Below are 12,365 nucleotides of genomic sequence, written 5' to 3'. Positions count from 1 at the left end.
TTTGTGCGCCGCGGCTTCCAGGCGCGGCGAAACTATTCGACAGTGGGCGCCGGCGCAACCTTGGCGCGTCTCAGTTGGCCTGCGGCGCCATCGATTTCTGGAAGCGTTTCAGGACGCGCTCGCGCTTCAGCCTCGACAGCCGCCTGATCCAGAAAATGCCGTCGAGCTGGTCGATCTCGTGCTGAAGGCAGACGGCCATCAGTCCGGCCGCCTCTTCCTCGCGCGTCTCACCCGAAAGCGTTTGGTAGAGCACGCGCACGGTTGCCGGCCGTTCCACCTCTTCGGAAATGCCGGGCATCGATATGCTGCCTTCGCTGTGGCGCGCGATCTCGCTCGATCGCCACGTGATTTCCGGATTTATGAAGGCGTGCGGTCCGGCCTGCGGATCGAGCTCGATCACGGTTACCCGCTGCGGCACGCCGATGTGCGGCGCGGTGATGCCGATCCCCGGGGCGGCCCGCATCGTGTCGACGAGATCGTCGACCAGCCGGATCAGATCATCGTCGAATCGATCAACCGTTGCGGCCGCCGTGCCGAGCAGCGGACTGGGAAAGCGGACGATCGGTCGGACAGCCATTTCGAAAACCTCCTTGCGCCGGTGTCCGCCGGGCGGCAGGCAGACGGCGAGCCTTATTCGTTTCACTTTTTTCATATGCATTTGCAACAGGTTGTATAAATCGTTCCGCGGTCCTTCGTCGACGTCGCCTCGGCTGTGGACCTTGGCGGAGCTTTGCGTTAGCAGGGCGGGAGACCGTTTCCGGCCCCGGCCCGAGCGGTCGAACGGCAGGTTAAACTCGTCTTCCGCCCTTCACGCGGGCTCGGGCGGCGGTATCCTTCGAGGGCGGGTCCATGAGCAACACCGGCGACGACGACCGCGGTTCCGATGAAATCGCCGTCCACGACGGATCGGACATCTATGCCGAGGACGGGTCGGTCCGTTCCGATTTCCTGATGCATGTCGGCGCGGCGATCGTCGACCGCGATATCATCTATCTTCGCCAGCATGTCGCCCATCTTCACGCCTCCGAACTCGGCGACCTGCTGGAAGCGATTCAGCCGGAGCAGCGCCTGGCGCTCGTTTCGCTTCTCGGCAAGGAATTCGATCTCTCAGCCCTGACCGAGGTCGACGAGGCGATCCGTCTCGACATCGTCGAGCATATGCCGAACGAGCAGATCGCCGAGGCGATCGGCGAGATGGATTCCGACGACGCCGTCTACATTCTCGAGGACCTCGACCAGGAGGATCAGGAGGAGATCCTCGCCAAGCTCCCCTTTACCGAGCGCGTTCGCCTGCGCCGTTCGCTCGAATATCCGGAGAGCACCGCCGGCCGGCGCATGCAGACCGAGTTCGTGGCCGTGCCGCCCTTCTGGACCGTCGGCCAGACGATCGACTACATGCGCGAGGACGAGGATCTTCCCGACAGTTTCACACAGATTTTCGTCATCGATCCGACCTTCAAGCTGCTCGGCGCCGTCGATCTCGATCGCGTGCTGCGCACCAAGCGCTCGGTGAAGATCGACGCGATCATGCGCGACACCAGCCACGCCATTCCGGCCGAGATGGACCAGGAGGAAGCGGCGCAGCTCTTCGAGCAATACGACCTGCTTTCGGCCGCCGTCGTCGACGAGAACGGCCGGCTGGTCGGCGTGCTGACGATCGACGATGTCGTCGACGTGATCCAGGAAGAGGCGGAGGAGGACCTCTTGCGTTTGAGCGGCGTCGGTGACGAGGAATTGTCGGACTCCGTCGCCGAGGCTTCGCGCTCGCGGGTGCCCTGGCTTTTCGTCAACTCGATGACTGCCTGCATCTCCGCCTCGGTCATCGGCCTGTTCGATGCAACGATCCAGCAGATCGTGGCGCTTGCCATCCTGATGCCGATCGTTGCCGGCATGGGCGGCAATGCAGGCTCGCAGACCATGACCGTGACGGTGCGTGCGCTGGCGACCCGCGGCCTCGATATTCACAATGCGCCGCGGATTATCCGCCGCGAAGCCGGCGTCGGTCTCCTGAACGGCATGATTTTCGGAACCCTGATCGGCCTCGTTGCCGGCCTTTGGTTCCAGGATCCCAATATCGGCGGCATTATCGCCGCCGCCATGCTGATCAACATGATGGCGGCGGCGCTTGCCGGGATCCTGATCCCGCTGCTTCTGGAAAAGTCCGGTGCCGATCCGGCCGTCTCCTCAGCCGTTTTCGTTACCGCCGTGACGGATGTAACCGGATTTTTCAGCTTCCTGGGCATTGCGACCTGGTGGTTCCATGTTGGGTGAGACGTGTTTGACTTTTACGTCAAAGTCAATAATAGTGGGCCGCGTGAGTTGATGGAATGGCGGTGTGAACAAGTACTATAGCATTACCGAACTGACCCGGGAATTCGGCATCTCGACCCGGACATTGCGCTTCTACGAGGATGAGGGGCTCATCCATCCGGAGCGGCGCGGCCGCACGCGCCTGTTTCGGCCGGCCGACCGGCACCTGATCAAGGAGATCCTGCGTGGCCGGCGCATCGGGTTCACCATCGCCGAAATCCGCGAGATCATCCAGGTCTACAAGGACCCGCCGGGCGAGATGGGTCAGTTGCAGCTCTTGATGAAGCGCGTCGAGGAGAAGCGCGAGGAACTGCGCCAGAAGCGCAAGGACATCGAGGATACGCTTGCCGAGCTCGACAATGTCGAGGAAGCGTGCCTGACCCGGCTTGCCGAGATCGGCGTCGGTACTTGAGCCAAGCCTCCCAAGCCTTCCCGAATGGCGGCCGCGAGCCGCCTTTTTGCTATCGGCGCATCAAATCCAGCGTGCCGTGTGACGGCAATAGCGTTCGAATTCGAAGCCGAAGCGCGACAGGAGGTGCAGTTCCTCCTTGCGGATGGCAAAGAGGGTGGTGAGCACGACCGCCGCAATCGCCGTGATGAAGAACCACGGATTGAGCATCACCAGCCCGAACCCGACCATCATCAGCGTATAGCCGAGATAAATCGGATTGCGGGTGAAGCGGAATGGCCCGCACGTGACAAGGCAGGTGGCGCAGCGTGTCGGCAGGACGGCGGTATGCCGTTCGACGAGGGTCTTGATGGCCCAAAGCTCGAGCACGATTGCCACAAGGATCAGCGCACTCCCGACCAGCAGCGGGAACCAGCCATGGCCGTGAGCGACGGCGAGCGGAAACAGGCAGTTCGCAACGAGCGCGATCAGCACCGCCACGCCATAGAGCAGGGCGGGCCACGGAAAGCTCAGCGGCTTGGCACGATAGGCATTCATGTCCTAGTCCCCTGATTGTGCGTCCATTGTGCACTGACTGGCGATTCGCGCAATGCGTTCATCGGCGTTCGCATCGATCTTGCCCAGGTTTAAATCGTCGAACAGGTTCTGCTCTTTCAGCCGATCGAGCGTACAGCCGCAAAACCGGTCGCAGGCGACGGTGGGATTGCTGCTGCTGCAGGCTCGCTCGCAGTTCATCCGGTAGGCCAGGGCCGGATCCGGTGTGGGGGCGGGGACGACGAGCGAGAAGAGATAGACGAGCCCGATGAGGAGCGGCTGGTGCACGAGGTATATGAGGAGGCTGTGGCGCCCCCCGAATGCGAGCGGCGCGATCCACGGCATCCTCCCGCTCTGCGGCGGGGGCGAGGCCTGCCGTCTGGCGAGCAGCGGGCGCATCAGCTTGGCCGTGCCCAGGCCGGCAAGAAACGGCGCCAGCCACGGCAGCAGCGGCACATAGTCGTTTGAGCGCGGGACCGTCTCGGAAAGCCCGAGCCACCAGAGCGCCGGCACGTCGAAGATCGGCGAGCGCAGGTAGAGCGGCGCGGCGAAGGCCGCCGCAGCGGCGACGAAGGAGACGACCGCAGGCAGCCGAAGGAACAGGAGACCGACCAGGCTTGCCGCCGCGATGGCGTGGAGAATGCCGAAGAAGATGAACGAGCCGGGGAAGACGAACCAGGTCGCGATGCTGATCAGGGCTGCAGCGCCGGCGATCTTGACGAAACGAAGCGAGAAGGCGCGGGGCCGGAATTTCGGGAACTGGCCGAGCACGAGACTGTAGCCGGCGAGAAAAAGGAAGCTGCTCGCGATCAGCCGCGCAAAGAGCCGCCAGGCACCCGTTCCCGCGGTACCGGACGCGACATAGCCGAAGAATTCCAGGTCCCAGGTGAAGTGATAGATTGCCATCGCGACGAGCGCCAGGCCGCGCAAGGCATCCAGAAGCGCGATCCGGCGATGGGCGGCGACGCCCGCCTCTTGGAGGTCTGTCTCAGGGATCGTCGTCGCGCTGTGGTCGGACATGGGCATCGCCGTTCTTCTGTTGGGACGAATCTACTCGACTGGTCTACTGCATGTCTCCCTGGATCGACCTCGATTTGAGGACCAAGACATGCAGCAATTCAAAGTGCTGCAACACAGGCCAGTTGCGTCGAGATTATGCTGAAATGAGGGCGCCGCAGGCTTTATTGAACCTCTTCGATCAGCGCCGTTCGCGCTTCGGAGAAGAACTGCCGCCGCACCAGCACGAATATGACGAAGACGGTTAGAACGATGAAGACATAGGGGCTGATGAACCAGCCGAGATAGCCGATCGACAGGAAGATCGCCCGCAAACCGGCATTGAAATGCTTGGCCGCCAGAACATTCATGCGGATGGCCCGTTCTGCAGCCCGTTCGGCTGCCTGCGGGTCGCGCGTCATGTCCGCCGTCATCGGGATCCCGCCCATCAGGATGGAGCAGTAATTGAAGAGCCGGTAGGACCAGCCGAACTTGAAGAAGGAATAGCCGAAGAGGCAGGTGAGCCCGCCGACCTTCAACTCGAAGCCCGTCCGCCCGCTCCGGAAGATCTGCGGCAGATCGTTGAAGATCATCTGCACCTGGTCGGTCGCGCCGAGCAGCGCGAAACAGCCGCCGAGCGCGAAGATCGTCGTCGAGGCGAAAAACGCGGTGCCGTTCTGAAGCCCCGCGATGATCTGCGTATCGATCATCTTCAGGTCGCGATTGAGCGAGTTGCGAATCCATCGCGCCCTGTTCTCGTTCATCAACCGGGTCAGGCTGACGCGTTTGAAGCCGCGTCGGCCGTCGGACGCCCAGCTGAAGCCGGCCCACAGAAGGATGAAGATGGCGAATGCAAGGTAGTCTTCGAAGGTCATGGCGGTGTTTTGGCACGGCTGCTTTAAAATGCAAGATCACGCGGCGCGCGTTGCGCAGGCACTCGCCGCATTCAGGCGCCGCATTCAGGAAGAAAGCAAAATTGCGGCAACCGACGCTCCGCAACGGCGGAATCCGCCACCTGCGCCCCTGCAGGACACCGCTTCGCCACATTTCGCCGTTGCGCGTTAATCTTTTCTTCGCTATGCAGCACGCCTTCCTGTTTGCCGGGCCTCGGCCTTTCGGAGACACCATGGAAAATACAGTAGAGAAGTCGTGCTGGGGCGTGACCGTCCGCGCCGTGGCGGGTTTCGCCGGCATTCTTGCACTCGCTTATCTCTTCGGCGGCTTCTGAGAAAATTGAACGACCGGTCAGGGCGATATGGCTTTTCCGACCCTGTCGCTTTTCTGCCGGCATAAGCGCCGATCGGTTCGGCTTCCTGCCGATGTCGCGCGGACGAAATCCAATGTCGGTCGACCGCCATAGGATTGCTTAGGGTTTCATCCTATATGTAGGGGGATGATCGACGCCGCTCTTGCGCGCAACCGGTGCGGCTTCGGTCCCATCAACGACACCCGTGTTTCCGGCCGCACGTGCGGCGGCGCGTCTTGTCAGGGGTCTGGGCAGGCAGTTCATGTTTCTTTCCGTCTTCGACGTTTTCAAGATCGGTATCGGTCCTTCGAGTTCGCACACCATGGGACCGATGTCGGCCGCCAACCGGTTCCTCGAGCTCATCCTCTCGGACGACTGGCCGCGGCCGTCCAATGCCACGGTCGCTGCCGTCAAGGTCAGCCTGCATGGCTCGCTGGCGCACACCGGCATCGGCCACGGTACGGGCCGGGCGGTGATCCTCGGGCTGATGGGCGAGCGCCCGGACCTCGTCGATCCGGACCGGATGGACGCGATCATCGAGGAGGTGGAGCGCACCGGTCGCGTCACGCCCCCGGGCCATCCCGCTTACGCGTTCCAACCGAAGACCGACCTGGTTTTCGACAAGAAGGTGCCGCTGCCGGGCCATGCGAACGGCATGACCATTTCCGCTTTCGATCGCGACGACCGGCTGCTTCTGAAGCGGATCTACTATTCGATCGGCGGCGGTTTCGTGGTGACCGACACGGAACTCGAGGCCATGCGCGCCCAGAAGAACAGGCCTGCCGGCGTCAAGGTGCCCTATCCCTTCGCAACCGCACGGCAGATGCTCGACATGGCCGCGCGTTCCGGATTGACGATCGCCCAGATGAAACGGGCGAACGAGGAATGCACGAGGTCGAGGGAAGAGCTCGATGCCGGCCTCGACCGGATTTGGGCGGCGATGAAGAGCTGCATCGATCGCGGTCTCAGCCAGGACGGAATCATGCCGGGTGGACTGAAGGTGCGCCGGCGCGCCCGGGCGATCCATGACAAGCTGCAGGAGGAATGGCGCTCCAACAAGACCAACCCGTTGCTCGCCAATGATTGGTTGAGCGTCTATGCCATGGCGGTCAACGAGGAAAACGCCGCCGGCGGCCGGGTGGTGACGTCGCCGACCAACGGCGCCGCCGGCGTCGTGCCGGCCACGATCCGCTATTATCTGCATTTCCACGACGATGCCGACCAGGAGGGTATCCGCGATTACCTGCTGACCGCTGCGGCGATCGGCGGCATCATCAAGCACAACGCCTCGATCTCCGGCGCGGAGGTCGGCTGCCAGGGCGAGGTCGGTTCGGCTTCCGCTATGGCGGCGGCGGGCCTTGCCGCCGTGATGGGCGGCACGCCCGAGCAGATCGAGAATGCCGCCGAGATCGCCCTCGAGCATCACCTCGGCATGACCTGCGATCCGGTCGCGGGTCTCGTGCAGGTGCCTTGCATCGAGCGCAATGCGCTTGGCGCCGTCAAGGCGGTCACGGCGGCGTCGCTCGCGCTCAAGGGCGACGGCAAGCATTTCGTGCCGCTCGATGCCTGCATCGAGACGATGCGGCAGACGGGCGTCGACATGAGCGAGAAGTACAAGGAGACATCCACCGGCGGGCTCGCGGTCAACGTCGTCGAGTGCTGAGCGATCTGCCGCCGGCATCCGGCTCCAACGCCGAAAGGCCCGGCATGGCTCCTGTGGACGAAGCGGCGCAATTTACTTGACCGCACCCCGCAGGCGGGTGTTCAAGGTTCGCCATGGCTTTGCATCTCATTAAGCTCTGCGTCGGCGCCGAATCCGTCGAGGACTTGCGCGAATGGGTCTCGCGCAAGGCTCTGGCCGCGATCGCTGCAGGCCAGCAGCCGCACTCGTTCCATACGACACGGATGGTTCCGAAGCGCACGGAAGAGCTGCTGGCGGACGGCTCGCTTTATTGGGTGATCAAGGGGTACGTGCAGGCGCGCCAGCCGCTGATCGGCGTCGAGACCTTCACAGACGGGGAAGGCATCGGCCGCTGCAATCTCATCCTCGGCCCGGAGGTGGTGGAGACGGAACTGCAGCCACGCCGGGCGTTCCAGGGCTGGCGTTACCTGGAGGAGAAGGAGGCCCCGCGCGATCTCGCGTCCCTTTCTTCCGGCGGCGAGGAGATGCCGCTCGAGCTCAGGCGCGAACTCGCCGAGCTCGGCCTGTTGTAGACTGCGGCGCGCAGATTTTTCCCGCCGGCAAGCGGCTTCCACAAGAAATGTCTGCAGTCGGGTGGAATCACCTGGCGCCGCGCGAATGCGGCAGAAACAAACGGATAGATCCTGCTCTTTGCGTTCAGGGCAGCCGCATCCTGAGCGGGCGACGCCCGGGCGCGGTGACGTGCAGGTGGATCCCGACCCGGGGCTGGGTCGAGCGCCAGGCGCGGGCGCCGTGCGTGAGAAGCATCGCGACGAGATCGCGCGTCTTTGCCTTCGACCGGTTGAGGCCGATGTCGGCAATGCGCATCGCCGCTTCGTGCAGCGGATGCAGCCGGATGCGCGACGGCTTCGTTTTCTTTCCCGCCGCCGCGGTGATGTCGGGAACGTTCTCGTTCACTGCCATGACTGACCTCGTTACGCCATACAAACCCGAGGAGGACGGCGGCCGGGAAAACCTGCCCGGCCGTCGAAACGTCGTGCCGATTTACTGCTGGCTCGCCCAGCAGGCGAACCCCTTCTTCTTCAGAGCCTTGCAGGCGTTGACCGCCATGCCCTGATCGTCGAAGCCGCCGAAGCGCGCGCGATAGACCTGGGCCCCGCCGCTGCTGAAGGCGACGGTAAACGGCGTCGCATTGCGCAGCGCCTTGCCGCCTTTTTCCTTGGCCTTGCCGAGCAGGGTCATGGCCTGCGCCTTGTCGGGCGTGGCGCCGATCTGGATGACCCACCCCTGCGGCTGGACCTTCGCTTCGGAGCGGGCCTCGGCCTTGGCCGGTGAGGTTTCCGCCTTTGCGACCGAATTCGTGATCTGCGTGTCGACGGCGGCGGAGGCCGGCTCCTGCCGGGCAAGCGCGGCGCTTTGCGCATCGAGCGTGTTCGGCGCGAGCTTGCCGGAAAGCACCGGATTGTCGGAGGCGCGCTTCGTCGAGGCATAAGCCATTTCCACGCTGTCGGCGGCCTCGTCGGCGTAGCGCATGCCCGGAACCGGGCCGGTATTCGGCAGGTCCATCGCCGCCGATGCGACCGCGACCGGCGTCGCAGCCGGCTGCGGCGTGGCCTCGGCGACTTGGGCTACAGGCTCCGCAGGGGCCTCGGCGACTTGGGCTACAGGCTCCGCAGGGGCCTCGGCGATCAGGTTGCCGCCGCCGCGGCGCGATGCGGCCGGCATATATTTGGCGACAAGCTTGCGCATCTGCGCGTCGCGGGCGCCGCCCGACGTGCCGCCCATGACGACGGCGACGATGCTGCGGCCGTCGAGCTGCGCCGACGTGACGAGATTGAAGCCGGACGCGCGGGTATAGCCGGTCTTGATGCCGTCGACGCCGCGGACATTGCCGAGCAGACGGTTGTGGTTGCCGATCGTCTGCTTGCCGAAGCGGAAGCTGCGCGTGGAGAAATAATCGTAATACTGCGGGAAATGCTGGCGCAGCGCGATGCCGAGACGGGCCTGGTCGCGGGCTGTCGTCCGCTGTTCGGCGTTGGGAAGGCCGTTGGCGTTGCGATAGGTCGTGCGCGTCATGCCGAGCGCGCGGGCCTTGTTCGTCATCATTCGCGCGAACCGCTGTTCGGAACCGCCGAGGAGTTCGCCGAGCGCCGTCGCAGCATCATTGGCGGAGCGTGTGACCAACGAGAGGATCGCCTGCTCGACGGTGATCGACCGGCCGGCGCGCACGCCGAGTTTCGACGGCGGCTCTGCCGACGCGTTTTTGGAGAAAGGGACGGGCGTGTTTTTGCTGATCCGTCCTGCCTCGAGCGCCTCGAAGGTCAGGTAAAGCGTCATCATCTTGGTCAGCGACGCCGGATAGCGCAACTCGTCCGCGTCCTCGCCGTAGAGCACCTTGCCGGTCTTCGCGTCGACGACGATGCCGGCATATTTCGGGTTGGCAAAGGCGGGCGCCGAGAGGGCGAGCGCGACGACGGCGCTCGCAAGGACAATCCGTCCTACAACTCTTGAAAGGACGCCAAGCGGGCGCTGCGCGAGATCAAAAAAAGCGGATTGAGACACTACGCTGCTCTTCATTCACATGTCGGGGGTGTCGTCCGGACGCCTTCTCCGGGAACGACCGTTCCGAAGACACTACCGGCATAGCGTTACCAATCGGTTTATGATGAATGATTGGTTTCCCCGGGGTGGGCGTTTTGTTCAGGAACGGCACCGGCAGGCCACATCGGCCGGCGTACTGCCTGCATCACGACACTTGGTCAAAATCACGGCACCAGCCGGTCGCGGACGAATGATTCCATCAAATCGTCGATCGCGCGCCAGTGCGGCAGCAACTTGCTGGAGAATCGGTAGAGAACGCTGAGGTCCTTGCCGATGTGAAAGTCGCGCTGGCAGTCGGCGCTGGTCGAGGCCGCGGCGTGTTCCGGCAGCAGGCAGCGCAGCACATAGGGCGGGCGCCCCTCCCGCTCGGCCGTGAAGAAAACCTCGCCGGCATAGCTGGAATCGGCCTTGGCGTCGTATCTCGTCAGGCCCGCCGGGCCACCTTGCGACGGCTCCTGCAGCAGGTGCCGGTAGATGGGGGCGAAACGCCCCGACATGTCGCGTGACATCGTGCTCTGGGCGATCTGCAGGAAGATCAGGCTTTCCGGTCGGTTGACGTCGTTGAACAGAGACCGCGTCTCGTCGCTGTAGCCCTCGAGGCCGGGCCAGGTGAGATAGAGATCCACGCGCTCGGCGACGCTTGTGGCGCGCTGGTTCTCGAAGCGGATGACGTTGGCGGGCAGGCGCAGGTGGTCCTGGCCGATGAAGATATCGTAGCTTTCGCGGCTCGACGTATGTCCGGCGCGGGCGAGATGTTCGCCGAGCCGGCGCCCGCAAAGGGAGAGCGTGACCGTCAGCGCAACGAGCAGCACCACGATCGCCGTTGTCTTGTAGACGAAACGAGGCGAAAGGAGCGGCAGGAGTTCCGGTTCGGGAGTGGGGGGCGTGATCATCCGTGCGCCGTCCGCTGCGCTGCTCGTCCAAGATTGGCGCTGCTATTCGCTTCGAAGTCCGGCTCGATCACTCGGGTCGGGTGGCAATCGCTCCTTTCCATGCTCGTTGAAGATGGTTAACGTTCGATGAAGCGACGCTATAAGGCGTGCTTCAAAAAAGAAGGCCGGTTCCTGGGACAAGGGGAACCGGCCGGGGCTTTGGTCTGAACACGGGGAAGGGATCGACCGAAGCCCGATGGGGTGCGAGCGCCGCCGTCGCAGCGCTGAGGCGTTACTGGCTGACGCTGCCGACAGCGACGGCGCGGCCGTCCTGCAGCTTTACCCAGCGTCCGGCATTCTCCGAAGACTGCCGCTTCAGATAGGTATATTCGGTGTCCGACCACAGCAGCACCTTGCTGCGCATGTTGTCGAGGATGAAATCGCCGCGATCGGTTCGGACCGTCAGCACCGCATGCCCGTCGCCGTTCGGTTGAAGGACGACGGTGATCAGAAGATCGGACGGCGAAAAGCCGCGCTCGATGAGCTTGCGGCGCTTCAGGAGTACGTAGTCCTCGCAGTCGCCGACCGCGTCGGGATAGGACCACTTCTCTTCGACGCCGTTGATTTCCACGTCGGTCATCGGTGTGATTGCCTGGTTCACTTCGTAATTGACCTCGAGAATCGCCTGCCAGCCTTCGCGGGTCAGAACGGCCGGGCCGTGATCGGCGCCATTCGCCTGGCATTCGGATGCATGTCCCTTGCAGAACTCATAGTGACCGATTGGCGGATTGGTCGCGCCGCCGACCGTCATGTTCGCCGGCAGGGCGAATGCCGACCCGGTCAGAAAGCCGGTGATGAGGGCCGCGACGGCGACCGTCTTGCTGATAATTCCGCGCATGTTTGTCTCCCCGTTATGGTTCGACAATGGCACAGAGGCTTTTATCCGCGACGAAGACGCGAGGTAAAAACAAGTACAAATGCAGATAGTATAATAATAAAACTCGATTTGTATTTGATTTGAATTTGATTCAAATTTTAGCGAAATTGGCGGCAGTCGCCAGGCGAGTGCATTGGATGGATGACTTCACTTCTTGTAAGTCATTGAATACGCGCGCTAATTGTCAGGATCGTGCTGCGCGTGTCGGTGCGCGGCCCTATCGGGTTGGCGACGGCGATGACGCGCGTGGCACGCGGAAGTGAGAAGGTATAGTTAAAGTTCTGCGTTCTGTAGTGTAACGCGCGGTTTACCAGAAAGTATTTCTGCTTGAGCCGATACTGCTGTCGCCTAGGGCGAGGTCCTTCGGCGACGGGTAACGGGAAAGCGTTGTCGGGGAGGGAGCCCGAGTGACCCTGGGCGGCTGTGTCGCCTCACGGGACAGCATGGCGCGCCCTCGGCCACCCGCAAGGCGCCTGCAGCGCCGCGCTTCGTGCTCGGACAGACTCAGTAGCTCTTAAATCGAGAACTCGCGGAGCCCCTTGCGCTTTAGCGGATTGGAGGCTTCTCCACGTGATCCAATCAATCGGATCGAATCTCGCGTTAGAGCGGGATGCGCTCACATGCGTTCGCGCCATCGCTCTATCTTATTGTTTTGCCGCATTCGTGCGACGTCAGGTGATTCGACCTGACTGCAAAATGCTCTAGCAGGCTGCTGAAAAAGCCCTCTGGCTTTTGGGTTTTGCCGTGATTCCCTACGGCTGCAACAGAGGGACTGATTTGCATGCGCGGTGGGGATGAGCGGACAGGGGCGCTGTTTA

The 12,365-nt window shown here is 63.1% G+C and carries 12 protein-coding genes; 4 read left to right on the top strand and 8 right to left on the bottom strand.

Annotation, left to right across the window (positions count from 1 at the left end):
- Positions 1-70: 70 nt before the first annotated feature.
- Positions 71-577: a peptide deformylase gene (locus ATB98_RS16630; RefSeq protein ID WP_066875660.1), complete on the bottom strand. Its 507-nt coding sequence runs from the start codon at positions 575-577 to the stop codon at positions 71-73.
- Between the two features lie 272 nt (positions 578-849).
- Between ATB98_RS16630 and mgtE the strand changes: the two genes are divergently transcribed.
- Positions 850-2,271, top strand: a complete 1,422-nt coding sequence (mgtE, locus tag ATB98_RS16625) for a magnesium transporter (protein WP_066875617.1) — start codon at positions 850-852, stop codon at positions 2,269-2,271.
- 64 nt (positions 2,272-2,335) lie between these two features.
- Entirely contained in the window at positions 2,336-2,722 is a 387-nt protein-coding gene (locus ATB98_RS16620) for a MerR family transcriptional regulator (protein WP_066875616.1), read from the top strand.
- A gap of 60 nt (positions 2,723-2,782) precedes the next feature.
- Here ATB98_RS16620 and ATB98_RS16615 read toward each other — a convergent pair whose 3' ends face one another.
- From ATB98_RS16615 to ATB98_RS16605, 3 genes are all read right to left on the bottom strand, one after another.
- Positions 2,783-3,256 (bottom strand): methyltransferase family protein, encoded by a 474-nt coding sequence (locus tag ATB98_RS16615; RefSeq protein WP_066875615.1) that lies wholly within the window; start codon positions 3,254-3,256, stop codon positions 2,783-2,785.
- Between the two features lie 3 nt (positions 3,257-3,259).
- On the bottom strand, positions 3,260-4,273 hold the full coding sequence (locus ATB98_RS16610) for a DUF1624 domain-containing protein (protein ID WP_066875614.1): 1,014 nt from the start codon (positions 4,271-4,273) through the stop codon (positions 3,260-3,262).
- A gap of 161 nt (positions 4,274-4,434) precedes the next feature.
- The gene (locus ATB98_RS16605; RefSeq protein WP_066875613.1) at positions 4,435-5,124 is read right to left on the bottom strand and encodes a DUF599 domain-containing protein; all 690 of its coding nucleotides are present in this window, start codon (positions 5,122-5,124) and stop codon (positions 4,435-4,437) included.
- Positions 5,125-5,757: 633 nt separating this feature from the next.
- On the opposite strand from ATB98_RS16605, the gene ATB98_RS16600 reads away from it, so the two are divergent.
- Together ATB98_RS16600 and ATB98_RS16595 are read left to right on the top strand one after the other, a co-directional pair.
- Positions 5,758-7,158, top strand: coding sequence for an L-serine ammonia-lyase (locus tag ATB98_RS16600; RefSeq protein WP_066875612.1), 1,401 nt, complete (start codon positions 5,758-5,760; stop codon positions 7,156-7,158).
- A gap of 113 nt (positions 7,159-7,271) precedes the next feature.
- Positions 7,272-7,709, top strand: coding sequence for a DUF1489 family protein (locus ATB98_RS16595; RefSeq protein ID WP_066875611.1), 438 nt, complete (start codon positions 7,272-7,274; stop codon positions 7,707-7,709).
- Between the two features lie 124 nt (positions 7,710-7,833).
- Here ATB98_RS16595 and ATB98_RS16590 read toward each other — a convergent pair whose 3' ends face one another.
- From ATB98_RS16590 to ATB98_RS16575, 4 genes are all read right to left on the bottom strand, one after another.
- The gene (locus ATB98_RS16590) at positions 7,834-8,100 is read right to left on the bottom strand and encodes a hypothetical protein (protein ID WP_066875610.1); all 267 of its coding nucleotides are present in this window, start codon (positions 8,098-8,100) and stop codon (positions 7,834-7,836) included.
- 81 nt (positions 8,101-8,181) lie between these two features.
- A complete protein-coding gene (locus tag ATB98_RS16585) occupies positions 8,182-9,714 on the bottom strand; it encodes a D-alanyl-D-alanine carboxypeptidase (RefSeq protein ID WP_066875609.1) in 1,533 nt (510 codons plus the stop codon).
- Between the two features lie 188 nt (positions 9,715-9,902).
- On the bottom strand, positions 9,903-10,631 hold the full coding sequence (locus tag ATB98_RS16580) for a hypothetical protein (protein ID WP_066875608.1): 729 nt from the start codon (positions 10,629-10,631) through the stop codon (positions 9,903-9,905).
- A gap of 271 nt (positions 10,632-10,902) precedes the next feature.
- Positions 10,903-11,508: a transglutaminase-like cysteine peptidase gene (locus ATB98_RS16575; RefSeq protein ID WP_066875607.1), complete on the bottom strand. Its 606-nt coding sequence runs from the start codon at positions 11,506-11,508 to the stop codon at positions 10,903-10,905.
- Between the last annotated feature and the right edge of the window lie 857 nt (positions 11,509-12,365).

Source organism: Sinorhizobium saheli, assembly GCF_001651875.1.
GTDB classification, from domain to species: Bacteria; Pseudomonadota; Alphaproteobacteria; order Rhizobiales; family Rhizobiaceae; genus Sinorhizobium; species Sinorhizobium saheli.
The sequence above is the reverse complement of the archived record's forward strand: the minus strand, read 5'-3'. Positions and strand labels throughout refer to the sequence as shown.

What these genes read in the sequence shown, in the direction of transcription:
- ATB98_RS16630 (WP_066875660.1), bottom strand. Translation starts at nt 577, where the DNA reads ATGGCTGTCCGACCGATCGTCCGCTTTCCCAGTCCGCTGCTCGGCACG.
- mgtE (WP_066875617.1), top strand. Translation starts at nt 850, where the DNA reads ATGAGCAACACCGGCGACGACGACCGCGGTTCCGATGAAATCGCCGTC.
- ATB98_RS16615 (WP_066875615.1), bottom strand. Translation starts at nt 3,256, where the DNA reads ATGAATGCCTATCGTGCCAAGCCGCTGAGCTTTCCGTGGCCCGCCCTG.
- ATB98_RS16610 (WP_066875614.1), bottom strand. Translation starts at nt 4,273, where the DNA reads ATGTCCGACCACAGCGCGACGACGATCCCTGAGACAGACCTCCAAGAG.
- ATB98_RS16605 (WP_066875613.1), bottom strand. Translation starts at nt 5,124, where the DNA reads ATGACCTTCGAAGACTACCTTGCATTCGCCATCTTCATCCTTCTGTGG.
- ATB98_RS16600 (WP_066875612.1), top strand. Translation starts at nt 5,758, where the DNA reads ATGTTTCTTTCCGTCTTCGACGTTTTCAAGATCGGTATCGGTCCTTCG.
- ATB98_RS16595 (WP_066875611.1), top strand. Translation starts at nt 7,272, where the DNA reads ATGGCTTTGCATCTCATTAAGCTCTGCGTCGGCGCCGAATCCGTCGAG.
- ATB98_RS16590 (WP_066875610.1), bottom strand. Translation starts at nt 8,100, where the DNA reads ATGGCAGTGAACGAGAACGTTCCCGACATCACCGCGGCGGCGGGAAAG.
- ATB98_RS16585 (WP_066875609.1), bottom strand. Translation starts at nt 9,714, where the DNA reads ATGAAGAGCAGCGTAGTGTCTCAATCCGCTTTTTTTGATCTCGCGCAG.
- ATB98_RS16580 (WP_066875608.1), bottom strand. Translation starts at nt 10,631, where the DNA reads ATGATCACGCCCCCCACTCCCGAACCGGAACTCCTGCCGCTCCTTTCG.
- ATB98_RS16575 (WP_066875607.1), bottom strand. Translation starts at nt 11,508, where the DNA reads ATGCGCGGAATTATCAGCAAGACGGTCGCCGTCGCGGCCCTCATCACC.